At 43.0% G+C, this 26881-nt stretch carries 22 protein-coding genes; 3 read left to right on the forward strand and 19 right to left on the reverse strand.

Going from position 1 to position 26881, the window contains the following annotated elements:
* Nucleotides 1-44 precede the first annotated feature (44 nt).
* The 13 genes from PHH40_03125 to lepB form a co-directional block, all read right to left on the reverse strand.
* Nucleotides 45-890: an MBL fold metallo-hydrolase gene (locus PHH40_03125; GenBank protein ID MDD2766728.1), complete on the reverse strand. Its 846-nt coding sequence runs from the start codon at nt 888-890 to the stop codon at nt 45-47.
* Nucleotides 865-2346 carry a ComEC/Rec2 family competence protein gene (locus PHH40_03130; protein ID MDD2766729.1) on the reverse strand — a complete coding sequence of 494 codons (1482 nt, stop codon included), beginning with the start codon at nt 2344-2346 and terminating at the stop codon, nt 865-867. Before PHH40_03130 ends, PHH40_03125 begins: the two co-directional genes overlap by 26 nt.
* Before the next feature lie 273 nt (nt 2347-2619).
* Nucleotides 2620-2841 carry a DUF167 domain-containing protein gene (locus PHH40_03135; protein MDD2766730.1) on the reverse strand — a complete coding sequence of 74 codons (222 nt, stop codon included), beginning with the start codon at nt 2839-2841 and terminating at the stop codon, nt 2620-2622.
* 222 nt (nt 2842-3063) lie between these two features.
* On the reverse strand, nt 3064-3510 hold the full coding sequence (nrdR, locus tag PHH40_03140) for a transcriptional regulator NrdR (GenBank protein ID MDD2766731.1): 447 nt from the start codon (nt 3508-3510) through the stop codon (nt 3064-3066).
* A 184-nt stretch (nt 3511-3694) separates the two neighbouring features.
* Nucleotides 3695-4960 carry a cell division protein FtsZ gene (gene ftsZ / locus PHH40_03145; GenBank protein MDD2766732.1) on the reverse strand — a complete coding sequence of 422 codons (1266 nt, stop codon included), beginning with the start codon at nt 4958-4960 and terminating at the stop codon, nt 3695-3697.
* Nucleotides 4961-5170: 210 nt separating this feature from the next.
* On the reverse strand, nt 5171-6436 hold the full coding sequence (gene ftsA, locus PHH40_03150) for a cell division protein FtsA (GenBank protein ID MDD2766733.1): 1266 nt from the start codon (nt 6434-6436) through the stop codon (nt 5171-5173).
* A 96-nt stretch (nt 6437-6532) separates the two neighbouring features.
* Complete coding sequence (locus tag PHH40_03155; GenBank protein MDD2766734.1) at nt 6533-6895, reverse strand: diacylglycerol kinase; 363 nt, start codon at nt 6893-6895, stop codon at nt 6533-6535.
* A 22-nt stretch (nt 6896-6917) separates the two neighbouring features.
* Nucleotides 6918-7376, reverse strand: coding sequence for an rRNA maturation RNase YbeY (gene ybeY, locus PHH40_03160; protein ID MDD2766735.1), 459 nt, complete (start codon nt 7374-7376; stop codon nt 6918-6920).
* A gap of 24 nt (nt 7377-7400) precedes the next feature.
* A complete protein-coding gene (locus PHH40_03165) occupies nt 7401-7853 on the reverse strand; it encodes a GatB/YqeY domain-containing protein (protein MDD2766736.1) in 453 nt (150 codons plus the stop codon).
* 110 nt (nt 7854-7963) lie between these two features.
* Nucleotides 7964-8212 (reverse strand): 30S ribosomal protein S21, encoded by a 249-nt coding sequence (locus tag PHH40_03170; GenBank protein ID MDD2766737.1) that lies wholly within the window; start codon nt 8210-8212, stop codon nt 7964-7966.
* 111 nt (nt 8213-8323) lie between these two features.
* Nucleotides 8324-8689 (reverse strand): histidine triad nucleotide-binding protein, encoded by a 366-nt coding sequence (locus tag PHH40_03175; protein ID MDD2766738.1) that lies wholly within the window; start codon nt 8687-8689, stop codon nt 8324-8326.
* Nucleotides 8690-8710: 21 nt separating this feature from the next.
* Nucleotides 8711-10135, reverse strand: coding sequence for a histidine--tRNA ligase (gene hisS, locus PHH40_03180; protein ID MDD2766739.1), 1425 nt, complete (start codon nt 10133-10135; stop codon nt 8711-8713).
* 26 nt (nt 10136-10161) lie between these two features.
* Nucleotides 10162-10785, reverse strand: a complete 624-nt coding sequence (lepB, locus tag PHH40_03185) for a signal peptidase I (GenBank protein ID MDD2766740.1) — start codon at nt 10783-10785, stop codon at nt 10162-10164.
* A gap of 146 nt (nt 10786-10931) precedes the next feature.
* Here lepB and PHH40_03190 point away from each other — a divergent pair, with 146 nt between their 5' ends.
* On the forward strand, nt 10932-12548 hold the full coding sequence (locus PHH40_03190; protein ID MDD2766741.1) for an LCP family protein: 1617 nt from the start codon (nt 10932-10934) through the stop codon (nt 12546-12548).
* A 66-nt stretch (nt 12549-12614) separates the two neighbouring features.
* Nucleotides 12615-13151: an aminoacyl-tRNA hydrolase gene (gene pth / locus PHH40_03195; protein ID MDD2766742.1), complete on the forward strand. Its 537-nt coding sequence runs from the start codon at nt 12615-12617 to the stop codon at nt 13149-13151.
* 76 nt (nt 13152-13227) lie between these two features.
* Here pth and PHH40_03200 read toward each other — a convergent pair whose 3' ends face one another.
* From PHH40_03200 to PHH40_03220, 5 genes are all read right to left on the reverse strand, one after another.
* The gene (locus PHH40_03200) at nt 13228-13911 is read right to left on the reverse strand and encodes a 50S ribosomal protein L25 (GenBank protein MDD2766743.1); all 684 of its coding nucleotides are present in this window, start codon (nt 13909-13911) and stop codon (nt 13228-13230) included.
* A gap of 30 nt (nt 13912-13941) precedes the next feature.
* A complete protein-coding gene (locus PHH40_03205; GenBank protein ID MDD2766744.1) occupies nt 13942-14262 on the reverse strand; it encodes a hypothetical protein in 321 nt (106 codons plus the stop codon).
* A gap of 135 nt (nt 14263-14397) precedes the next feature.
* On the reverse strand, nt 14398-15735 hold the full coding sequence (locus tag PHH40_03210; GenBank protein ID MDD2766745.1) for an FtsX-like permease family protein: 1338 nt from the start codon (nt 15733-15735) through the stop codon (nt 14398-14400).
* On the reverse strand, nt 15732-16475 hold the full coding sequence (locus PHH40_03215) for an ABC transporter ATP-binding protein (GenBank protein MDD2766746.1): 744 nt from the start codon (nt 16473-16475) through the stop codon (nt 15732-15734). Before PHH40_03215 ends, PHH40_03210 begins: the two co-directional genes overlap by 4 nt.
* Before the next feature lie 20 nt (nt 16476-16495).
* Nucleotides 16496-24070, reverse strand: coding sequence for a hypothetical protein (locus PHH40_03220; GenBank protein ID MDD2766747.1), 7575 nt, complete (start codon nt 24068-24070; stop codon nt 16496-16498).
* 469 nt (nt 24071-24539) lie between these two features.
* On the opposite strand from PHH40_03220, the gene PHH40_03225 reads away from it, so the two are divergent.
* A complete protein-coding gene (locus PHH40_03225) occupies nt 24540-24707 on the forward strand; it encodes a DUF5679 domain-containing protein (protein MDD2766748.1) in 168 nt (55 codons plus the stop codon).
* A 111-nt stretch (nt 24708-24818) separates the two neighbouring features.
* Here the strand turns inward: PHH40_03225 and gyrB are convergent, their stop codons facing one another.
* Nucleotides 24819-26870 carry a DNA topoisomerase (ATP-hydrolyzing) subunit B gene (gene gyrB / locus PHH40_03230; protein MDD2766749.1) on the reverse strand — a complete coding sequence of 684 codons (2052 nt, stop codon included), beginning with the start codon at nt 26868-26870 and terminating at the stop codon, nt 24819-24821.
* Nucleotides 26871-26881 lie beyond the last annotated feature (11 nt).

Below are 26881 nucleotides of genomic sequence, written 5' to 3' on the forward strand. Positions count from 1 at the left end.
CATTTTCATTATACCCCCACCAGAGGGAAATTACCAACTCTTTGTCAAGGCAAGATACATTTCTGCAGTGCTCTCGTGCAGACATACTGGATATCACCCTCCTCGTCGGTGCGATGGATACGGATATTTCGTTTTTTGAGACGATGGAGAACTTCGGAACTCGGATGACCATAGCTATTCTTGCCAACAGAAATCACCGCTTCTTTCGGTGTGAACTGATCAAGGAACACTTCACTCGTCGAGTAGCGTGAGCCGTGATGGGATACTTTCAGAATATCGATGTGTCCGATATCAGGAAGAAACATTTCTTCACTCGGGAGATCACCAGTGAAAAGCATCGATGTCTCTCCATACGTGAACCGTGCGACAATACTCCCCTTGTTGGTCTCTGCCATTGTCTCAGGGAGTGTTGTCTCGGGATATTCGATCGAGAGGAGTCCATCTATCGGAAGCTGTAGTGTCGTTCCTCGAGATACTTTGAGAGTATCGATGTGATATTTCTCCAGTGATTGCTTGAGAAGGGTGAATACCTCTGTCTCACTCTCGGCTCCTGTAGAAAGAAAATGATTGATATGGTATGTCGAAAACAATCCTGGAAAACCGCCGACATGATCTGCGTCAGGATGCGTCGCGATGACGACTTCAATAGTCCGGTCCCAGAATGGAAGATATCGTCCGAGACGAGCAAGGAGGTCTTTACTCTTTCGACCGCCGTCAATCACGACTTGATTCGATCCTTGAGAAATGAGAAGTGCATCGCCCTCTCCGACAGAGAGGAATGTGACGAATGTCTCTTCACGATATCCGTCCCACCATGTTCTTCCTGCATACAAAATACAAGCAATGAAGAATAACAGCACCAGACTACTCAGAAGTATTTTTTTCGACATAGGTGTGCACAAAATATTTCTCTCCTACGACAATACCAGAGAACAGTACAACATACCAGAGAAAGAGCGTGAGAGGAGAGAGTGATACGCTTTGTACTGCTCCAGCGATACCACTCAAATATTCGACAGATGAAGTGATCGTTCGAAGCAGTGCATACGTGATGCCTGCAGGAATAATATGGAGTCCTGGCAAGAGGAAAAATCCTAACGCAGAAATAGAAGTGAGCGCCATTGTGTATGGTATGAGCGGAAGAATAAGTACGTTCATGAGAAGAGCAAAAGGAGAGAAAATATGGAATTGATAAGCAATGATCGGCACCACAAAAAGTTCTACAGCAAACGTCATCATCGCTATTTCCACGAAAGTTTTCCCAAAAAATATTCGAGGAAGAAAAGATTGCATGATCGGTGTACAGAAAATAAGCGCGAGGGTCGCGAGAAAAGAAAGCTGAAACCCGATATCATACCGTAAAAGAAGTGGCTGAAATATGAGCATCACTCCTCCTGCAAAGAAAAGCATATTCAGTCCGCGAGACAATCGACCAAAAAAGAGTCCTGATAGAGCACAAACGCCCATCACACCCGCTCGCACCGCTGATGATGGAGCACCAACTAGGATAATAAAAAGTATAATACCAATGACAGCAAACCAAAGTGCCTGACGACGCCAGAGACCAAGACCGATACCGAGTAGCATCAGTCCTTGTACGATAAGTGCAATATTGTATCCTGAAATCGCCGTAATATGAGAGAGTCCCGACGCGACAAATGCTTGCTTGAGGTTTTCTGGCAAACGATTGTCCCCTCCTATAACCAGTCCGAGAGCGAGACCAGCTTCTGGCTGAGGGAGACTCTGTTCTATCGCCCGCTCGAACGCTCGCTTGGGGAGAAAGAAGAAACGCATCATACGAGCATGTCTGTCTTCGGGTAACGATTGCGATATGGTCGCGTGGGCACAGACGTATCCAATACCATTTTTCGCAAGAAACATGCGGTAGTCGAATGCTGGATCAAAATTCTCGGGTCGCTCGAGCAAACAAGAAAATGTCAGTCTCGATCCGATGCTGACATCGGTCGAAAGTGGTGCTTGCCACAAAATTTTCTCTTTTGGACAATCATCCTGTTCACATACGATACCTCTGACAATTACTTGTCTGAAAAAAGTTTTCTCCTCTGGTTCACTGACGACACGAACTGTGCCAATTATTTCCTGTGAGACAGAATCATCTCCTCGATATCGATCGAGTGCTCGTTCTACCAAAAACGTCCCTGCAATGAAAAAAAATATCGGCACAATAAAAAGGAAACTTCTCCGAGAAGGAAAGGCGACACAAACACCTACCCACAAAGCGATACCACACAAAAGTATCCACTGTGGAGAAACAAAAAAGGAGCCCAGAAAGACTCCTCCTATATATCCTAAACACGCAAGAAGAAAAATTTGATCCTTTCTCATAATTATGAAAAATAGAGAGTAATCATGATTTCTTTTTTTTCGTTTGGTTAGTTTTGTCCACACTTCCGATGAGCGCGTCGGTAACATCCGCCAGCTGGCGGAGAGCGTGACCCAGCCTCGCTCTCGCTCGTCAAGGCGGGCGGATGCCTGCCTGTCGGCAGACAGGGTCTCGACAGGACAGCTCCCTGTTCGACAAAGCGAGTCAGAAGTGTTCAAAAGTAACCACGGGATAAAAAAGAAATCATGACTACTCTCTCAAAAAACAAAGGGAGTCTATGAAATTTCAATAATCTTCTGACGACTATTTTCTCCAGAGACAATCCGTATCAGACTTGGTGCAACACCAAAATGTTTTGACAAGAGCTTGATCAAGAGATGATTCGCTTTCTCATCGACCGGTGGTGCAGTCAGACGAACACGATATTCCCCGTCTCCCACACATTCTATATCATTCTTTGACGCTCGAGGAATAACTTTTACAGAGATTTTTGACATAGAATTTTCACTCGCTTCTTTCAATAAAAATTGGATTTCTTTTTTCTTACCAATTGTTTTTTCAGAGAGGCTTGAAAGTTTTTCGAGCATGGTGCCGTCGTCTGCGACGGATCGAAAAAATTTCAGAAGTGAGTTCGCCGCTGGGCGAATGAGCGTCTCTTCGAAAAAATTATTGGTAAGGAAAAAACTCGGTAATTATAAGAAATACTTAAAACAATGCTTTTATTCCAAAGTATCGAGGGCCTTGCGAAAACTCTTGGCACTGCCAAAAGACTTATACACACTAATAAATCGGATATAGGCGACATCATCTGTTTCTTTCAATTTTTTCATAATCAAACTCCCTATCTCACGACTCGGAATCTCATTCTCATGTTTCTCATGAAGAGCATACTCGATTTCTCCGAGAATCTTTTCTATTTTTTCTTCTGCGAGAGGACGTTTTTCAAAAGCTCTCCGTAACCCTTTCTCGATTTTACTCCGATCGTATTCTTCCTTCCGACCATCTTTTTTCACAATCGAAAGATGAAATATTTCTATTTCCTCATACGTACTGAAACGAGCATGACATTGTTCACACTCCCTTCGACGACGCACTACTCGCCCCTCCTGTGTATCACGAGAGTCGATAACTTTTGTTTCAGTATGATTACAGAATGGACAATACATAAAAAAAGATAATTGATGAGAGATGAGAGATAAAAATATAAGGATGAGGAATAATTGATGTCGGATATTTTGCATCACTTATCATGCATCTTCTATCCTCTTTTATAGTATACACCGCTCTCGTTTTTCGTAAAAGAAAAGATGCTCTTAGAGGAGCATCTCGCAGAAGAAATCATCCTCTTGGTTATTTCTTCATTTTGCGACGAATAAAAGCGGGAATTTCTAAGTCTTCATCCTGAGCAAATTCTTTGGATCCATTGTGCGAAGACATATTACGTGGTTGGATCTTCTCTTCAATGATCATTTGTGCCGGTTCTATTTTCCTATTTGTAAAACGGATTTCATCTAATCCTTCTTGATCAACTTTTTCTGTTTGTTCTTTTTCTTCTGGTTCTTCTGTCGGTTGAGAAAACGTATGACGCGAAGGAGTAACAGGAGGAGTCACTGTTGTTGATCGATTAGTGATCAGTCCGATAGGTGATTCGTTCATCCGTACCACATCAAATCCTGTTGCGACCACTGTAATCTGTATTTCACCTTTACGAATCTGATCATCGGTGACCGCTCCAAATATCACCTTGGCATTTGGATCAATATTTTCTGTGATGATACTCGCTGCTTCATTGATTTCAAGCATCGTAAGATCAGTCGAACCAGAAATATTGAAGAGTACCCCTTTGGCACCATCGATAGAAAGTTCGAGAAGAGGGCTGTTGATAGCGGCCTTGGCAGCTTCGACAGCACGGTTGTCTCCGGAAGCAATACCAATACCCATAAGAGCACTTCCGCTATCTTCCATAATCGCTCGCACATCGGCAAAGTCGACATTGACGATACCTGGCTTGGTAATCAAATCAGAAATACCCTGCACACCCTGACGGAGAACATCATCGACGATACGAAAGGCGTTGATGAGCGTGGTCTTGCGATCAATAATAGAAAGAAGTTTATCATTCGGAATAGTGATAAGCGTATCAACACGATCTTTCAAATTGGCCAATGCTTCTTCGGCAATGGTACGGCGTTGAGATCCTTCGAAAGCAAATGGTTTTGTAACAACACCAACTGTCAGAGCTCCCAGCTCTTTGGCTGTTTCAGCAACAATAGGAGCAGCTCCAGAACCAGTGCCTCCTCCAAGTCCACAAGTAACAAACACCATATCCGCTCCTTTGAGCACTTCCTGAATTTCATCACGATTTTCTTCAGCAGCTTGTCGTCCGATTTCTGGATTCATTCCAGCTCCCAGTCCCTTGGTCAAATTTTTACCAATGTGAATTTTTTCCTGTGCTTTGGAATTATGCAGAGCTTGAGCATCAGTGTTGATAGCGACGAACTCGACGCCTTTAATTTTGGCATCGATCATTCGAGTAATACCATTACCACCAGAACCTCCAACACCAACAACTTTTATCTTTGCGAATGTCTCAATGTCGGGTTTGATCTCTGCCATATATGTCCCCTTAAAAAAAGTTGATTAGATAAGCCATTTCTTCTTTTTCATCTGTATGCTCTCTACTCATTTCACACCTTCCAATCAGAAAGGTTTCTTGAATTTCAACTCTATCACAACGTGAGAAAAAGTGTCAAGGTAGCGAAAAAACACAAGAAAAGAGTATTTTCCGAACATATCCGTTGTGTATCTGTTTTTGCTACCGAAACATTATGGGAGAAACTGTTTCAACCATTGATGTATTTGTTTTATTGTATCATAAACACCCTCAGGAACCAAGCCCGCTATTTTTCCTCCAGCAGAATAGACGCCGTTTTTACGAGTTGCATTGGTCTCTGCGAGAAGAAGAAGTCCGATAACTGTGGCAAATTGAGGTGTATCCACCTGATCAAGAATACCTCCAAGAGCTTTCGGGTAACCGATTTGCACAGGAAGGCGCAGAATATTCTTGGCAAGTTCTACTGTTCCAGGGAGGAGCACTCCTCCGCCACAGAGCACTGCTCCACCAGGAAGCAATCCTTCACGTTCTATTTTTTTCAATTCTCCATTGACGAATGAAAAAATTTCTTCGAGTCGGGCTTCAATAATCTCAGCTATATGATGACGAGAAACCAATACATCTTCCTGAGAATCAAAAATACTGAGATCGACTTCGTCTTTCTTGGGTATCTCTTCGGGTGAAGCACTACCATATTTTCTTTTGACTGCTTCCGCAACTTCAATAGACGTTCGGAGACCGATAGCAATATCGTTGGTGATATGACTGCTACCGATAGGCAATACAGCGAGATGGAGAAGGTCTCCGTCTTCGAAAACAGCGAGTGAAGTCGTATTCCCTCCAATATTAATAAGGACTGTGCCTAACTCTTTCTGTTTGGACGAAAGCGTTGCTTCAGCTGCTGCTAACGGTTCAACAACAAAACTTTCTGCTTGAACATCTATTTGATCAAGACTGCGCGCAATATTTTTCAAATGAGCCGTACTACCGCTGATAAGAAGGGCATTCATTTCGAGCCGTACACCTTTCATGCTGAGAGGATTTTTGATATTTTTTTGATCATCCAATCGATAGTCCTTCGGAATAATATCAATTATTTCACGATTGAGAGAAAGTGTCGCTCGTGCTTGCGCTTCATCGAGGACACGGGAAATATCATCATCCATAACCTCTCCATCTGGGCGACCTACAGCAATCACACCAAGAACATCCTGACAGAGGATCTCTGTTCCACCAACACTCACAACAAGATTTTCGATAGAATGTCCAGCCATCCGTTCGGCCTGCTCGAGTGCGACATTGCACGCTTTGGCAACACTATCGGTATCTGCCACGACACCGCGACGCATACCGAAAGAAGGTGCTTCTCCAACACCAATCACTCGAAGTGGTTCATCAAGAGAAACTTCCTGAGCAATCACTGCTCGGATCTCTGCGGAACCAATATCCAATCCTACAAAATAACGACCACGCGACATAGACAAAAAAATCAAAGACAAACCTGGAGCATTCAAAAAACGAAGCTACATCTTTTTTATTATACCTTGAAAAGAGTAAAACGCAAAAGAATATTTCTACCACGAAAAAAAGGCGATGAGATACGGAGAAAAAATCACCAAACCAATAGCAATAGAGGCGAGTGTTGCGAGGAGCACCGCCCCTGCCATCACATCTTTGATCACTCGTGCATAAGGATGTATTCTCGGTTTGAGGATATCCATTACACGTTCCAGTGCAGTATTGGCAAGTTCGAGTGTCAGCACAAGTGCCATTGATAAAACAATGAGAGAACGTTCCATTCCAGAAAGTGGAAAAAGAAACATTCCTATTATCACAAAAGAGCTTATCAGTATTTCTGTTTGAAAGTTTTTTTCATGATGGAGAGCAAAAGAAATACCCTTGAAAGCATAGAGGAGACTTCGAGAAAATCGATTCATAGAGACATTGATTATATTGATATTATTTTTTGTTTCCCGTGAGCTTATCTGTCACCGCTTCTTGAATCAAAAACATTTCTTCTTCATGATCAAATCCAAGCAGATGGAGTATTCCGTGTGAAAAAATATAGGTCATTTCACGCTCCAATGTCACTTCATCTTCTTCTGCTGAGTGTGCAATAAAGTCTGCGCAAAGGAAAATATCTCCGAGAAAAATCTGCTTCTCTGCGTTCTGCGACAATGCAGATTTTCCTTCATATTCACCAAAGGACAGTACATCTGTCACGCTGTCATGCTGTCGATATTGTTTGTTGAGAGACTGTATTTTTTCACGAGAAACGATCGTTACGCCGATGGTTATTTCTTTCTCTGACAAAAAAGAAAATTGTGGGTGTGCGAGAGTACAAGAAGCAATCGTCTGAAAAAAATCACTCTCGAGAGGATTATCCACTTCATTGGTATATTCTAAAATAATATGCATAATTTCACAATTTTTCTCTCGAATCTATATCAAAAGACTTTCAACAATTTTGCGAATGTCATCACCAGATGCACGACCAGCGACTCCTTTTACGGCTATCCCCATCGCTTGTCCCATCTGTGATTTGGCAGTGATATTTGCTTCTTTGAGGAGTGTCGTGACCAAAACACGGAGATCTTCTGCTCCCATGGCCTCAGGGAGATATGCGGAGAGGAGATTCAGCTCAGATTCTTCTTGAAGGGCTAGATCCTCCCGATTACCAGCACGATATTGAGCAATACTGTCTCTCCGTTGTTTCACAAGACGTTTGAGAACTTCTTCTACTTCACTGTCAGAAAATGTATCAGGGGTAACACGTTTTTCAATAGCAACATTTTTCAGTGCGCTTTGTAGAAGCCGAAGTGTATCACGCCTAAGCACATCACCAGATTTCATCGCTTCTTTGAGATGCATTCCTATGGTTTCGTAGAGTGTCATATATTTTTTCTCAATCAGATTACTTGCTTCATTATTGTATCAAACTCCCCTGACAATACCAAGCGAGAGAAAACCACTGACGTACATCAGTGGTTTTTCCTCAGAAAAATTTACATTTTTTTCTTGATATCACGCAGAGCGTCTTCATCAAATTTCCCTAATTTTTTGAGACGATTGATTTCCTTGCGAATCTTCACTTTGTAGAGAGCTTCGTCACGACGTTTGACGCGACTCTGTTCTGGTTGATGAAATCGTATTTTGCGAACCTGCCTGAGCACTCCACTCTGCTGGACACGACGAGAAAAACGCCGAATAAGACTTTCAGCAGTTTCTTTCTCTTTTTTCTTCACTTGAATCATAAAAACGACCTCCTTTCAAAAAAGCTTTTCGCTTTTTCACTCTTTCTCTCTTGTATCATCTCATTTTTGAGCGAAGAGAGAAGTACTGAAAAAACGACAAGCTTGAATAAATTATACCATTACACTATCCACTGCATGAATATTTTCTGCCAATCGAGCTCCCCCCAAAAGATGGAGATGGAGATGAGGGACCTCTTGTCCTCCATCACGTCCCACTCGAATAAGAAGCTTATACCCTTTTTCAGAAATATTCAAGTCCTCTGCGATTTTCTTGGCTACGAGAAACATTTTCCCAACAATCGACACATCGACAGGCTCCATCGAAGCAATACTCACAATTGGTTTCTTAGGGATGATCAAAATATGGACAGGAGCGATAGGATGAATATCCGGAAAGGCCAATACTTCATCATCTTCATAGATGAAAGTTGTCGGAACTTCTTTACGAATAATTTTGAGAAAAATATTATCATTCATAGCTCCTGTCGATATATGTGCCTATACCTTGAGATCTTGGTTTGCTTTGAGAATTTTTTTGACGGCATCAGCGAGTCGTTCATGGGTGACGGTCTCTTGCGTTCCTGAAACCATATCTTTGACAATAGCTGTATCATCCAACGCTTCTTTCTGGCCAATAATTACGGTCACTTCTGCATCCAGACGATTTGCGACACGCATCTGAGATTTCAAGCTTCCTCTTCCGAAACTCTCCGCGATAAGAATACTATTCTTTTCGAGCTCAGAAAAGAGCTTGAGACTTTTCTTCTTGGCCATTTCACCAAGTTGAGCGAGAAACACCTTGGCTTTTGGTTCCTGGTACGGCTTCACCTGGGTACGTTTCATCTCAAGGATAATGCGATCGAGACCAAGACCAAATCCGATTGCAGGGGTGTCTTCTCCTCCCATCGTCTTGATCAAGCGATCATAGCGTCCACCACCACCAAGAGAATATTTCTTTCCATCCTTGTCTCCTGACCAGATTTCAAAAACTGTTTTCGTATAATAATCCAATCCTCGCACGAGTCGAGTATTGATAGTATATGGAAGCTCGAGTTCATCGAGATATTCGAGTAAGCGTTTGAAATGATCTCGCGATTCTTCATCAAGATAATCGAGAGACTGAGGAGCCTGAGAAGTGAGTTGAATACATTTGTCCTCTTTGCAGTCGAGTATTCTCATCGGACTCGTCGTCAATCGTTCTCGACAATTCTGACACAGTTTACTTCTCTGTGCTTCCAGATACCTTACCAGTGCCTTCTCATATTCACGACGTGATTCTGGAACACCGATGCTATTCACTTGAAACTCTATGTTTTTAAGTCCCAATTGTTGGACAACGCGATATGCGAGTTGGAGTGTCTGGGCATCAAGTATCGGATCATTCTCACCATACAATTCGAAGTTTCCCTGCCAAAACTCTCGATAACGACCTTCTTGAGGACGATCATACCGATACACTGGGCCAACCGAAAAGAGTTTCACTGGTTTTGGCAGAATATTCATACCGTGCTGGATATATGCTCGAGCAATACCCGCTGTAAACTCTGGACGCAATGCTACTTTGTCACCTCCACGAGTCGTGAATGTGTACATTTCTTTTTCGACAATATCTGTATTCGTACCGATCAGTCTCGTGAATAAGTTTTCAAATTCTACCAACGGTGTATCGATACGCTGAAATCCATACTCCTGCGATGCGTGGGTGAGTATTCGTCGTACACGCTCCCAATATGGCTGATCTTCAGGCAAAATATCACGCATACCACGAAGAGATTGAAGAAGAATTTTTTCCTCAACTTTTTTCCCAGCACTCGTTTTCTTTACTCCAACATTCTTTTTGGTAACTTTTTTTATTCCTTTCTTTTCGCTCTCTTTCTTCAATGCCTGAGAAGGTTTGCCAGTAACCGCTTTTTTCTTCAACATAACAGTACTCTTAAAAGATTGACGAATTAATACAATGAAAGTTTGTCCATCGGCCACGCTCGCAGAAGCACACGACCAATTATTTTATCTTTTTTGATAGGTCCGAGAGCACGCGAATCGTAACTAAACATTCTGTTATCTCCCATCACAAAATATGCATCGGTACCCACTTCTGTTTTCTTCATATCTTCAGTCAGTATATTTGCATCAAGATAAGCACTCTCATCTAACACATATCCTTCTGGACGATCAAGAGTATAGAGAATCACTTTTCCTTGTCGAATCTCAACCGATTCTCCTGGTAGCCCGATAACACGCTTGATAAAAAACTGCTCCGGATTCTTTGGGTAACGGAACACGACAACATCTTGTCGATCGATTGAACGAAACGGACGAACAGAAAAATTGATGAGATCTGTCAGATTGATAGCGGTTTCTTTGTATCCGAATTCACTCACAACAAGATACTCAGCATCATGGAAGTTCGGCTCCATACTGGAACCTTGAACGAAAAATGGCTGGAATAAAAAGATGCGAACGGGTATAATGATGACAAGAGCCAAAAGAAACACTTTGACCATTTCAAAAATAAGCTCACCAATACCGAGATATTCGCCTTCTTCTGGATTTTTTTTCACAACGTCATTCATATTTTTGCGAGATTGGACACAAGATAAAGAAACTACGGACCCCTTCTCCCCTGAAAGGAACAAGGATAAAACATTGATATTCTAACAGATTTTCCACCCTTTTGCAAGAGTAAAAAATCCCTCTGATAAAGGAAAAAGTAAAAAATATGGATAGTCTCCAAAAACACTCTCATTCAAAAAAATCCCTCATTCCCTCTCAAAAAACTCTTTTTTTGCCTCATGAGACGGAGGTTTCTGCACCTCAAATCACAGCGCCTGAGCTTTTTTATGATTTCTCACACAAAAAACACCGTCCGAGACATTCGTGGAAAAAACCAGTCATGATCTTTTTTGCTTTATTTTTTACTTTTTTCTCACTTGTCGCATTTCTTTTGTTCTCCAAAGGTATTTCTATTGGACGAACAATTCAACTCGATAATACAGCGTCCCCTTCATTTCTGACAGAATTAAAGCATCTCGCCTCCAGCTTCATCACACGTGATAACACTCTTCTTGATGGCAAAAACAATGGACGCATTAATATTCTTCTCCTTGGTCGCGCAGGAGAGAAGTATCCAGGAAGAAATCTCACTGATACAGTAATGCTCATGAGTATCGATACCACGCAAAAGAAAGTGGCTCTTTTGTCACTCCCCCGAGATCTCTATGTCCCGATCCCAGAAACATCACTCTTCATCAAAATAAACTCTCTGTATCAATATGGAATCAGTAACGATACCGGTATCACACCGCTCCGTACTTCTGTTGAGACAATCACTCATCAAAAAATTCACTATTCTTTTGTGTTGGACTTCGATGGATTTGAAAAAGTCGTTGATGCACTTGGTGGTATTTCGATTGATGTTGTCAGAGATTTCTATGATCCTCGTTACCCAGGAAAGAATTATAGCTATGAGACATTCGAGATAAAAAAAGGATGGCAGACACTCGATGGCGCGACAACACTCAAATATGTGAGAGAACGACACAATGATCCAGAGGGAGATTTTGGAAGAGCAAAGAGACAACAACAGGTCATTCAAACCATCCGAGACAAAGCTTTCTCCTTAGGAACCGCCTTCAATTTCTTTGCTGTTCGCGATCTCCTCGATGCTTTGGGTGAGAGCGTACAGACAGATATGTCTCTCGAGGAAATGGAACATTTTCTTCAGTTGGTGCGAACGCTCGATACAAAAAACATCACTTCTGTTGTCATCGATGCTTGGAAAATGGACAGTTTGCTCCGTGTTTCTCATATCCAGGTTGGTCCAACCGCGATGTTCATTCTGGTTCCTCGTATCGGAAACTGGAGTGAAATCCAGGATGTGAGTGAACACCTTTTCGATCTCGATACTCTACACACACGAGAACAAATGATTCAAGAAGAAGACCCTACAGTAACGATCATTGTGCCAATAAAAGAGATTGCTCTTGCGGAAAAAATGAAAGATCTTCTCGAGACGATAGGATTTCAGTCTGTAAACATTATTTCATCTCGTGTTTTGAACACAGAAGAGAAAGAGAGTATAATACAAGACACAACAGGGATGTCCAAGCCCTATAGTCTCGACGAACTCATACGAAAGTTCTCTCTCAAGAAAGAGGATTCTTCAGAAAACCTTTTGGAACAAAAATCATCAACATCAGATTTCGTTATCACTCTCGGTGAAGATATCCGTGAAGCACTGGCGTATGATGAAGAAAAAAGTGTCGGAGAGATTCCTGATGATGCTGTTTTTCCAGAGATGATTGCTCCTCAAGAAAAAATCAAGAAAAAGAATTAACCTTCTTTCTCAAAGATTGCTTATTCTTATAATAAAAAATATTTGCTCTCTTTACTCTCAAAAACTATGAAACTTATCATCGGACTCGGTAATCCAGGAAAAGAATACGTACATACTCGGCATAACGCTGGATTTTTGTTTGTGGATTTCTTGAGGCAAGCACTTCAATTCGAATCCTTTGTATTGGATAAAAAAATGTCTGCAGAAATCAGTACCGGTAGTGTCGACGGGGAAAAAATACTCCTAGTCAAGCCAACGACATTTATGAATAATTCTGGCACTCCCGTACAGTCCCTACTCCAATTCTACAAACTTTCTCCTGCCGACATCATCGTTATTCATGATGATCTCGATATCACCATCGGAGCATACAAACAGACACATTCCTCACGAAGCGCTGGACACAATGGCGTTTCTGATATCATCGAAAAACTTGGCACTCAAGATTTTTTCCGCATTCGTCTCGGTATTGATAGACCAGCAGTAGAAGAAGGTGCTTGTCCGTCTATCCATCAGTATGTACTTCATAATTTTTCTCCTGAAAATCTGAAAAAAATAGAAGAAGTATTTCCAGAAATAAAAAAAGTGATACTTCCCTCGTAACTCTTCTCAATAAAAAACACAGCCGACTCACATCGTACGAGTCGGCTTTTCTTGTGAGATAAATGTTTCGAGTTGCTTATTTCTTTGCTGGAGCTTTTTTGTCAGCATCCGCATTTTCGACAGGAGCACTCTCCTTGACAACACCTTCGACTTTAGTCACATCACCTTCGACTTTCTCATTCAATGCTTCCAATTCGGCTTCGGTACGTGGTGCTTCCACAAGAGCAACAGTAGTGTCCATTTCTGTCAGCACTTCCACTCCAACAGGAATCTTCATATCTTTGACTTGGATATGATCTTCGAAAGTTTTCAACGAGGAAAGATCGACAGAAAGTGTATGAGGCAGATCTTTCGGAAGACAACTGATCAAGAGTTCTTCTACTGGTTTGAGAAGCATACCACCCATTTCACGCACTGCAGGTGCTTCACCAATGAATTCGAGAGGAACGTGTGTTTCGAGTTTCTCATCCATACGTACCTGAAAAAGATCGATATGAGAGAAACGACTCGACAGTGGATCGAGCTGGACATCCTGAATAATAACATTGGACTTCTTTCCTTTTTCAGGAATGATTTCTACGATACTGCTTTCACCAGCCTTGGTATACAATTTGGAGAAATCAATATAGTTCACCCAAAACATTTCAGGAGTTGTACCGTGACCGTACATAACTGCTGGTATTGATCCCTGCTTGCGCATGGTATACAAATCTTTACTTGCTTCTTCTCGTGACTTCACTTGTAATGTAAATTCTGACATATACTTCTTCACTATTATTCGAAATTATACTTATATAAATATTTCTACACCGCCCGTATACTGTTTCAAAAATTGATGCGCTTCGATAACCTGATCTGATGATACCGTCTCACTCAAGAAAACAGTGCGCGCCTCGCTCTGCTCCAAATCAGTCAGAATACCAAGACTCACCACACCCATCTGCCCCATCGACACAAAAACCATCGAGGACGCTCCACAATCCGTACAAGAAAGATGGAGTGTCGTACGTTTCTCATCTTCATCGAGCACAAGCATCTTGGCCGGCTTGTATTTCTTATTACATACCGGGCAACGGATGATAGATTGCAGATTTTCAAGTGGCATTTTCATACAACATATTTCTCTTATGCGACTCAGCAAGCAATCATTTCTCAAAAAACACCGTCTCTCAATCACGCTGTAGTCCCCATAGAGTACCACAAGAAACCGGCTTGGTCAAGAAAACATGAGAAAGACAAAAAATCATTATTCGTATCGCAAAGCTTCCAAAGCATGGATTTTCGAAGCTCGCATAGCAGGAAAAAGGCCCGTGAACAGCCCAAGAAAGAAAATGAATATGATAATGGAGATAACAAAAATTGTTGGCATCTCCACGAAAGACGTCGGAGCAACACCATATTTTCCTGACAAAGCGTTGATACCGACATTGATACCTTTGGCCACTCCGTATCCGAATATAAGGCCCATCGCTCCTCCTAGGAAACTAATGAGAAATGCTTCAAAAATAAACATCTTGAAGATATCGAGTCGTTTTGCGCCAAGAGCTTTCAGAATACCCACTTCTTTGGTTCGTTGCAGAAGCGAGATACTCAGTGTATTGAGCATCCCCATCGCAGAAATAGACATGATAATCACTCCGAAAACGACGAGAATTGCTCTCACAATAGAGAAAAATGAATTGATATCGGCAATAGTATCTGTCACGCTTTCTGTCACAAATGAGGTCTGTTCAATCTGAAGACGCACCGATTCAATTATTGATTCGTTTTTAACGAGCACTTTACCAAATTGACCGGCGATATTTCCATACCGAGATCGGACCTCATCAAAAGAAACGAGAGCGTATACCGCTTCATCTTTTAGAGGATCCCTTATGACATCGGCAATAACAAGCATATTTTCATCTTCACGCTTGGTGCGTTCTGTTGATCCGTCTTCTATATCACCCAACATATCATTCGTCACGACACTCGTATATTCTATGCGTTGCCCGATACTATCACGAGGATTTTCGTATCCCAACAATGTCGCCAATTTGGGCGTGATAAGAATTGCGCCTGGTTCAGTAAAAATTTTTTCACGAGTCACTTGGTCAATGTCAGAACGTGCGAGGTCGAGATAATGTCGACTTACGGCATTCATAACCACGTCAGTTTGTGTTTCACCATTGAAAAACTTTCCACCGATACTGGTACGAATTTCGATCTGATCTATTCCGGCTATATTTCGAATCTTTTCCAATGCTCCTTTGTCGAGTAAAACAAAAGTTTCGAGACTCTTATTACTCACATCAATGATATTGCTTGGGTTGTTCTTTGTCACTTCATGAATAACCATCCCTTGCACCCCAAACCCAAGCGATATAAGTAAGGTGATAATACCAATACCAATAGCGACTCCGCCGACTGTCAGTACTGATCGTAGACGATTCGAAAACATATTCCGATACCCGATGAAGAGTACTGAGGACAAACGCATATGAAAAAAATTTTTCATATCAACTGCGTTCGCTTCAGAAGAATTTCCATCAAACTGATGAACAGACGGAGCTATGGCTTTATTTTTTATAGCTATTTCATTCATGATAATTCTTTCATATCTTTTTCCATTTGACTAATGGAATGCTGATTGATGACATCGGTTGTGATTTTCCCATCAATCATATTCACAATACGTGAACCAAATTTATATTGATCGACGTTATGTGTCACCATCATAATAGTGATACCAAACTGCTCTGAAATATTACTGAGAAGTGTCATTAGTACTTCACCAGCTTTCATATCGAGATTTCCTGTCGGTTCATCGGCAATAAGGAATTTCGGATTAAGAAGAAGCGATCTCGCAAGAGCGATACGCTGTTGCTGTCCTCCTGAGAGGTCATATGGACGATGATCGGACCACTGTCCCATACCAACCAATTCAATAAGCTTGGCAGCCAGAGGAATACTTTCACTAAATGTTTTACCAGCGATCACACCAGGGATAGCGATATTTTCTATAACCGAAAGAGATTTAATCCAAAATGGTTGTTGCGGAATGAATCCGATGTATTTATTACGAAAGTTCGCGCGCCAATCTTTATTCTTACTCCAAATATCTTCTTCACCGATAAACACCGTTCCTTCAGTAGGACCTTCTAGACCATAAATGGTATGCAAGAGTGTCGATTTTCCGCAACCAGAAGGACCTACTAGGAGAATAAATTCACCTTTATACACTTCCAAATTGATACCATAAAGCACAGGAATATCCTGATCTCCAACATGGAAGGATTTCTTGAGATCTTTGACTCTGATAACAATGTCTTTCTCTTCAGACATATTGCTTTTGACACAATTTACTAATTTCCAAATTGCAATTGACCTATCCAACCAAAATTATTAAGAAAGGTTTTCGTGATGACTTCTGTCGCGTTGGCTTTCGATTGTTCTACTGGTACGGTTACTGCATCCGTCACCGTCTTGTTACCCGCTTCATCAGTCACATCCACCTGATAACTATAGACATCCCCTGCTGCAGCTGGAATAGTAATGAGATGATAAGTATTCAGGACATCATCATTTGTTGATTGCTCAAATGATTTGGTCACGATCCCCTTGGCGTATGCTACGTGTATTCGAGATGGCTCATCGGTCTCAATCTTGATATAGACATTGGCCTGAGCGTTATTACCTCGACCTGAAACACGTCCCATCGATTTGTTTGAAAGAATCTTGGGCGGTCGAGAGTCGGTACGAGTAGTAATCTTCTGCTCATACGGTTTCGCTTGAATATGATACTGGTCATCTCCAGTCACACTAATGATGTATTCTACTGCTGGATCAAGGTCTGATATTTCGGCGGTATGTTCAGTGACCAATTCTTCGTTCAAATACGTACGACTACTTTCTGTTCCCTTTCTATAGTATACCAGAGTCGATGTCGGAACGTTCGTGTCATAAGCAATAGTGATGGTCGGCAAATCTACATTTTCTTTGTTTTCTATCGTCACTTCTGATGCTACTGGTTCTTCTGGTGTACTAAAAGAATATTGATCCGATGAGAAGGTATTCAAATCACCATCAACACATTCTATCTGAGCCTGATAATCAGAAGCGGGCTGGAGTTTGTCAATTTTCTGCACATGTCCAGAACCAGCAGATGTTTCTTCTACGCTATAGGCACCGTAGTCGAGCGTACAAGTCGCACTCACATTGGTCGTCCAGTTGACATAGGCGGTATTGAGACCGATGTCAGTTACAGTCACATCAGAAATCACGGGTGGGTCGAGCGTAGTAAAAGTATCGACATTGGATGTCCCGATATTCCCATCTGGATCGATATATTTCACACTATAGAAATACTTTGTCCCAGCATCAAGTCCTTTGACCAATACTTCGTGTGTCGTAACCGAGTCTACCTGTCCAGTAGTTTCTCCAAGAGAAATTGATTTCCCATACTCGATAAAAGAACTTGCTACGCGATCTGTCGCCCATTTGAAAGTAGCCTGAAAAGATTGAGTGGTGTAACTCGGGGTTCCAACAAGTTTCGGTGCCGTCGTATATTTTCCTGTTGGAATAATCGAGACCGTCGACGAAGCAGCGGAATAGTTACTCGTCTTGTCTTTGGATTTGATATGGTAGTAATACAACTTACTCTCCAGTGTCGTATCACCCGAGGCAAGGAGTATTTCTCCTGAATCGACATACGCGCTTCCTGTTGTTTTGGCAATTTCTGTAAAAGTCACATTGTCTTCGGAACGATAAATGACAAAACCATCAAAGTTGGCAGCATCGATACCGTCTGGCCTTGCCCATTTCACCGCAATACCATACTTCGAATTTTCTCGGTCAGAAGTATCAAAAATCTGTACCGTCCCAGGGATAGGAGGATTACTCGTATCAGCATTGAATGACACTACAGCATAATTTCCGTATTCAATATTTCCTGACTCATCCTCAGCTACTACGAAGAATAAGTTTTCACCTTTTTGAGTCGCAAAAGCACTCGGACCAGCGGCGTTGAGAGTAGTTGAAACAGAATTATTCGCTGTTGGGAGGACATTGACGGAATAATGATATACAATCGCTGCTTCGTCTCCTGCGAAAGACGCTGGACTCGACCAGGAGAAGGCAAAAGAGTTGGCAGTCGAAGTTGTCGGAGTTGCTGTCAGATTCTGTGGTGGTGTCGGAGCGCTTGCGCTGTAATAATATTCTTGTAACAGTGCTGTCGAGGCATTGCCAGCACCATCTACCGTACGGAGATAAAATTTGTTCTTACCAGACTGATAGGCTCCCACAATATGACCAACATTCGGCAGTGTGACAGTAATATCAGCGGGATTCACAATATCAGTCCAAGTATCCGTTATATCACCGTCGGTGCGATACTGTAATTTAGAAAGACCTGAGAAAGTATCAGTTGCATCTCCTGACCAAGTAAAAACGAAATTGTCCGTTGCTGTATATCCTGTTGGATTGACCGAAATAATCGCTGGATTGGTTGGAGCGATATTATCAAATTTATACGTAAAGGCACTATATGAATTTGTAGTTATCATACCAGCATTGTCTTCGGTCATAATCTTCAAATAATATGTCTGTCCTGCCGATAAACTTCCAGCCGTATAATTATTGGTCGTCTGAAACGTCACTGGATCAGCATTACTATCCGTACCAAAATAGACATAATACCCAGCCACACCTGATCCACCAACACCATCAGTAGCGCCATTCAGAGCATCGACAACAGGCCACTCGAAATACGGGGCCGTGTGATTGTACCAGGTATCGGTCGTGAGCGCAGTTGTCTTCCCGACATTTGTATAAGCGCTCACAGCACTCGGATTGGTTGGCTCGGTGATGTCCTGATAGTAACTCACCCTATAATCAGTAATGAGTGGTGAAAAAATGCGATCTGATGAAGACAGATTAGCTCGAACTTCGATATACCCATCGGGAGTAGAATTGATTTTGAACAAATGATTCGTCCCAAAAACCTGTTCATTCGAAACAGCTACCCAATCTTCCCAGGTAACTCCATCAGTCGATGATCTTGTTTCAAAAGTAACAAAAGTATTATTTGGCAACGTATAATTCACCGAAAAGTTTGCCCACTTATACACTGAGACAAGATTCAGCGCTTCCGACGTATAGGTTCCGGTCTTTTGAAATCCTGTTCCATTCCCCGTCGAGCTCACTACATAACTATAGAGTCCATCAGGATACGAGTTGGTGCCGTTACCAGCTATCACCCAGTTGCGATTGCTCGTATGCTTCTGAAAACCACCGATATTGACCTGGGCCGGGACATCCGTCACGGACTCCCACGTTCCTGCCAGACCATCAGCCAATAAATACCGATAGTAATTGGAAGTGTTAGCTCCACGAGTCGTATAAATATATCCGTCCTGACCGTCGGCGATGCTGCCACCAGTGCTGATAGTAGCTGGCAATGCTGGCAGGGTAGCCCATGTCCCCGCGGTGATATCGTAGCGATAGTTCCAGGCATTTCCACCACGAATAGAATAAATATATCCACCATTGTAAACCATTTCACCGCCTGTTGTGACGCTTGGTGCGCCCACAGTAGACAATGCTGACCAGCGAGACCCGGCAATAGCATCCAGATCATAGCGCCACCAGGTGGTCTGGCCCGCCCCGCGTGTCAGATAGATATAACGACTGCCATCATAGGTCATGCTCGAACCGGCACCAACCTGTATTGGCGGACGATCCGTCGTGATTTCACTCCAGGTATTAGTCGGGATATCATATTTATAGAAGTAGTTACTCGCTCCACTCCGCGACGTTCGAATCGCCCCCGGAGAATAGTAAATCTCGTTGTTATCGCCAACGTATACCAGGCTCGATCCATCCCAGGCACCCACCGGAAGTCGCGCCATCTCGGTCGTCGTTCCGGTCGTCACATTGTACCGGACAAAGGCGTTATCATAATAGCCACGGATCATGTAGAGGTTATCACTTTCATCGGCCACGGCAAAGGTACCGTACCAAAATTGAAAATAGCTACTCCCACCAGGAATGGACGGACCAAAAAATCCTTTGGTTGGAACCTCCCATGAGGCCTCCGCAATATTATAGCGATAAAAATTGGCAGTGTTGGCACCACGAAGCGCATAAATATATCCGTTGTAGGCTATCTGTGAAGCCCCCTGATCAAAAGTTGCTGGAGTATCAGGCAATTGTGACCAACTATTGAGCGAAACATCGTATTTGTAATAATTATTTTTCCAGTTTCCTCTTGTTAAAAACACGCTTCCCGTGTTCATATCATAAGCAAGACTCCCTCCGGTATAGATTCCTGTGGGCGCCGAAGCAAGCACTGTCCAGGTATTAGCGGTTTCACTGTGCGACACATCAGTTGCAATAGAATACTTGGCAAAATACGGATAGTAATTCCCCTGCATGACATAGATGTTGTTCCGTCCATCGTAGACGCTATCCGAATCATAATTCGTGAGCTGACCATCAACGGTGTTTGGGTTTCCAAACTGTGCGTTGGCGCGAGCGCTCCACGTATCAGTCGTCGTGTCATAGCGGTAGAATGCGTCATCACTTCCCGGAAGACCGTAGATATAGTGCGATCCATCATACGAGATCGATCCTCCGATATAAAAGTTCTTCGGGGCACTCGACACGGCACTCCAGGTATCAAGCGCGATATCATATTTCCAAAAAGTCGGGGTATTCCCTCCTCGAGTAGCATACAAAACGTCACCCGGCCCTGCTTCGATGGACCCTCCATACCCGACTGTAGCTGGTGTCACCGCCATAGCGGTCCAGATATCGTTGGTCAAATCATACCGATAAAATCCGGTCGTGTTCGCGCCGCGCAAAACGAAAATGTAGTCACTGCCGGCATAACTCACCTGCACACTGTCACTACCATAATACATTCCCGCTGGAGCGTTGGTCATGCGCGACTGGTTCCAAAATCCCGTCCCACTGCTGGCCGAAAGCCTGAGAGCATCAGTGACATCAGTCGCCGACACATTGGAGAGGGTCCCAGCCGCAAAGCCAGCTTGGGTCGTCTTGGTCTCAGTGATGGCGGGCGTCACCCCGTTATAAACATAGGTGAAAGCCGCATATGCAGAAGCGCTGACATTTCCGTTATTATCCTTGGTTTTAATCCGAAGATAATAGGGAGCGGCAGTAAGAGCCACATTGACCTCATAGGTCGTGCTCGTTTGAAATGATCCATCGATCACTGGATCAGCACTGCTATTCGTCCCAAAATACACATAGTATCCATCTACTCCCGCCTCTGGACTACTTGCTCCAGAGAATGAAAAGTATGGATGTTCATACAAATATGTCTGACCAGATGTCAGTGTCACCCCGCTCATGATTTGCGAATAAGCATTAACAGCCGTTGGATTGGTCGGTGGCGTATCGGAATTGTTATAGGTAATCGTATAGTCTGAGACCGTCGGAGTACTCACTCCATCACTGGTCGCAAGCGTAATCCGTACCTGGATATACCGCTGAGCTGGTGAGGCAATTGTAGTCCCGACTACAGCCTCCCATGCTGACCAGGAACTCGCATCCGTACTCGTACGGGCCTCATAAACAACACTCGTATTGGCTGGCACCGTGTCATTTACCACAAACGAAACCCAGTCTGACGCCTGGGCCAAATCGAGCGCCTCGCTCACATAACTTCCCGTACTAACAAAGTTGTTCGTTCCAGATGTGTAACTCCACATATCAGTCGTTCCTTGTCCTGTGAGAGCATAGAAAGAATTACCACCAGCATATTCAATATCAGCCCCGTTATAGGGACCGCGGCCATACAAGTACTTTTGATTCGATGGCAGCATCCGCCAGGTGTTTGTCGCTATCGTATATTCCCAAGTTTCGTCTTTGTAATACCCAGCCAGAGCGTATATTTTCCCACCTGCGTACGTCAAGCTCGTACCATAATACTGAGCAAACGGCGTTGGAGAAAGAGTAGACCATGTTGCACCAACCGTATTATATTTCAGAAAAGCTGTTTCACCGTCACCGACAGTGGCATAGAGGTTAGTACCGTCAGAAATCAATTTTCCGCCAACACTGACATTATACGTCACTCCATCAACGACTGTATTCGCAAGTGTCGCCCATGGACCGACAGCTACATCAGTACTGTAAAAATTGGACGTGCCATTACCACGGAGCAGATACACCTGATTAGTTGAAGTGTTGTAGGCAGCACTCCCACCGTTCCCCACCGTAGCCGGAACTGCGGTCACTGTCGCCCAGGTATTGGATGCGACTGTGTAACGATAGAATGTCGTGGTATTAATACCGCGAGGACAATAGATATACCCAACATTGTACGTACACGTCGTATCATACGTCACAGTAGCAGGCAGATTGGCCATCGCTGACCATGTATTGGCAGTCACATCGTATCGATAAAAATTGAGTGTTCCTCCACGTACCGCGTAAACATATGATCCAATACCGGTTACCCCGTTCCAGATGAGGTCACTTCCCGTGCCCATGGTAATGGTGTTGTTCATCACCTGCTGAGGCCCTACCCAATCCCCTGTGGCGCCGAGAGTCGGATCGAATTTCCAAAGATCATACGTACCATTGCCACGAAGCATGTAAAGCATGTTGTCATTGGCGTTGAAGGCAACTGAGGTAAAATTGGCGCCGGCTGGCGTTGTAGCAAGCACCGTCCAACTATTGCCCGTAATATCATAGCGGAGAAAACCTGTCGTATTAGCTGAGCGTGCATAGTAAATATAGCCATTGGCGTAGGCGCCCTTCTCATCACCATTGAAATTCTGTCCAGTCGTGATATTGGTTCGAGTGCTCCAAGTATTACTGGCGATATTGTAACGATAAAATGTGAGTTGGTTGGCTCCGCGTGGTGTGTAGAAATTTCCATCATACCCATACACAAGATTAGCTCCTGCAGAAACTGTCAACGAAACTGGTGCGAGACTCTGCCACTCGTTAAGAGCCACATTAAATTTCCAAAAGTCAGTACTATTGTTCCCGCGCAACACATAGGGGTTGGTTCCGTCAAACCCAATACTCGCACCAGTCCACGGGGTATCGAGTAGTTCTGGCAATTCTGTCCACGTGTTCGTCACCACATCATACGAATAGAATTTTTTCGAAAAACCACCAAAAATAATATAAATCAGGTTATTGGTACTGTCAGCCACCATGTCTGCTCCATAGTATGCCGGAAATGGCAGGTCGGTAAGCTCGGTCCATTCGTTTAAAACAGAGTCGTACTTCCAAAACGCCTTATCGGACAATCCTCGCATGACATAAAGATCGTTTCCGAGAAATATCGAGCTCGATCCAGCGGACACGGTATCAGGCGGTACGGACCAGGTGCGAGCTGACCAACTTCCATCGGAGGCGAGCTGTATTGCATCGGTAGCACTTTTGAGAGAAAGATCGGTTGTTGTTCCAAGCCCCCACTCTGTTTCTGTTGTGATCGTACGAGCATAAGGCGCACCAGACACATTCATCCCAGTAATATACACGGCAAGTACTGCGACCAGTGCCACAACACTACTTCTCCAAGAAAACATCCAGGCTACTTTACTCAAAAATACGGTATGCTTTCCTACAAAGGCACTAAAAAGACTTAGATGTCTCCGTCGCCAATAGGCTGTTCCGTGACTTTTTCTTGAGGCAACAGTGTATGTTTCCAAGAATTCTCCGAGACTTTCCGCTTCAATCACTATCTTATTTTTCTTCTGTTTCGAAGTACGGAAAATTGAAAAAGCCATGAGAAAAAACGTTTGCCAAAGAGTTTTCAACAAAATACCGGCTACGCGTACCAGTGATGGAATTTGTCCCGATGAAGGCTGTTGAATATATTTTGTACTCTGAGGAGATTGCGTGGTCTTGGTAAGCCAATTTCGGACACGGTACATACGGTCAGAACTCACCTCAAACATATCCTTCTTTGAGACAACACTTCGCGGAGGAGAAGAAGATTTTTTCACTTTCTTTTTAGAAAGAATCTCGGTTTTTTTCCGAGAAGAAACAGATCTCTTCTGAGACGTAGATACTGTTTTTTCTTTTTTTATTTTTTGTTTGAGAAGAGTCATGAAAAAATACTCTGGATACCAAAAATAAGAAATTTTTATTCTCAAAAATCGTCAATTCCCTTTCAAGAAAAATGCACGTAAACAAAAGTATTATATCACGAAAAATCCCCTTCCCCTAATCAAAATGTCTCATAAAAATATTTTTATTTTTACTTTCATTTATGCTTCATCCAAAGATGATATTCCTTCCCAATCTTGAAGAATAAAGAGAAAAATTCAATACATATTCTCGATTCCAGAAAACGATCGAATTTGGCTATTTCCTGAAAACGTGTATACTAGAGGAAGTCGTAACCCATTAACAGGAAATACTCCTATGACTGAAGAAATTATCGTACCGACAGGACATTGCATGAAATGCAAAGAAAAAAGAGAAATGAAGGACACTGAAGAAGTAGAAATGAAAAATGGTCGCAAAGCTATGAAAGGCTTGTGTTCCGTTTGTGGCACTAAAATGTTCAAGATTCTTGGAAACAAGAAATAGTTTCGAATCATCAAAAAAGAGCTCTGCCAACTGGTAGAGCTCTTTTTCATTCCTCTTTTTTCTCTCTTTTTCTTCATCTCGCATCATGCATCACTCATCTGTTATCTTCTCTTAGATATCCAAGTTTGTCACAGTTTTGGCATAGGTCTGAATAAAGCGACGACGTGGTTCCACTTCACTTCCCATCAAGATATCGAACAGTTCATCGGCAGCCTCAGCATCTTCGATGGTCACCTTGAGCATAATACGATTATCAGGATTCATCGTAGTTTCCCAGAGTTGTTCTGGGTTCATTTCTCCGAGACCTTTGTAACGCTGGAGTGCAATACCACTCGCATTGCCTGCTTCTCCTGCATTCTCTACCAAGACCACTCCTACCTCTTCTTCGGATTCTTCTGTCTTCTTTTCCTTTTTGCCTTTTTTGGCCGTTGATTTTGCGAGGATAGCTTGCTTCATTTCTTCTACAATACGGAGTTTCTCTTCTTCGGTATACGCATAACGAACGTCTTTGCCTTTTTGCAAACGATAGAGCGGTGGTTGCGCGATAAAAATATGTCCATCACGAATCAATTGCTCATAATAACGATAGAAGAATGTCAGAAGCAATGTTCGGATATGAGATCCGTCGACATCGGCATCGGCCATAATAATCACTTTGCCATAGCGGAGTTTCGTAGCATCAAATGTCTCACCAATACCCGCACCGAGAGCAATAATGATTGGTTTCAATGTATCGGACTTTACTACCTTGTCGAGACTGGTTTTTTCGACGTTTACGAGCTTTCCTCGGAGTGGCAATATAGCCTGAAACTCACGGTTTCGTCCCTGTTTGGCTGATCCACCTGCAGAATCTCCTTCGACGATATAGACTTCGGAACGCTCTGCATCACGAGTGGTACAATCAGAGAGTTTTCCTGGGAGAGTCATTCCTTCGAGCGCTCCTTTGCGAAGCACAGCGTCCTTGGCAGCACGAGCAGCAATACGAGCCCTCACAGTGAGGAGACATTTATCGATCATGGCACGAGCATCACCTGGATGAGTCTCGAGATATTCATTGAGTCCTTCTGTCGTCACTGATGATACCGCACCACGTACCTCATTGTTATTGAGCTTATCTTTTGTCTGACCCTCAAACTGTGGATTGGCGAGCTTCACAGAGACAACCGCTGTCAGTCCTTCACTCAAATCTTCCGAAGTAAATGATCCTTCTTTTTCTTTCAACAGGTTATTTTTCTTGGCATAGTCATTCATTGCACGAGTGAGAGCCATCTTGAAACCAGCGACGTGCGTACCACCACCTGGGTTCAATATATTGTTTGCGAAAGAAAAAAGATGTTCTTTGAAACCTTCTGTAAATTGGAAAGACACTTCGACATAAATATCGTTCATTGTTTTTTCGATGTAGACTGGCGTCTGATTCTTCACTTCTTTCCTTCTATTGAGAAATTTGACGAATGAAACAATACCAGAATCGAAATAAAAACTGTGTCGTTTGATCTTGTATGTTTCTTCGTCACCGTGTGCTTCACGACAGTCTTCGACATTGATACGGATGCCCTTGGTCAGAAATGCTTGATAACGGAGATATTCGAGGATTTTGTTCCAGGAGTACACTCTTTCTGGAAAGATCTCTGGATCCGCTTGGAAAGCGACAGTTGTTCCTGTTTTCTTGGATTTCCCGATAGGTTTCACATTAGCTACTGGTTTGCCACGATGATACTCTTGTACCCATATTTTCCCCTCGCGCTCGACAGTAACTCTGGTAATAGCAGACAAAGCGTTCACAACAGACACACCGACACCGTGCAATCCTCCAGAAATTTTGTATCCGCCCTCACCACCGAATTTTCCTCCTGCGTGAAGTACCGTCATGACGGTTTCCAGTGTTGATTTTTTGGTCTGAGGATGGATTTCTACTGGTATACCACGTCCATTATCTTTCACTTCTACCCAGTTATCTGGCAAGAGTCGCACAACAATATCCGTACAATGCCCTGCCATCGCTTCGTCAATAGAGTTGTTCACTACTTCCCAGATAAGATGATGAAGTCCATCAAGAGAAGTCCCTCCGATATACATACCTGGACGCTTACGCACAGGATCGAGTCCTTCGAGCACCTGAATAGATTTTGCGCCGTAGCTTGCTTGTTCTTTCTTTGCCATAGATTTCATTT

The organism is Candidatus Moraniibacteriota bacterium, from assembly GCA_028688415.1.
Lineage (GTDB): Bacteria > Patescibacteriota > Minisyncoccia > Moranbacterales > UBA1568 > UBA1568.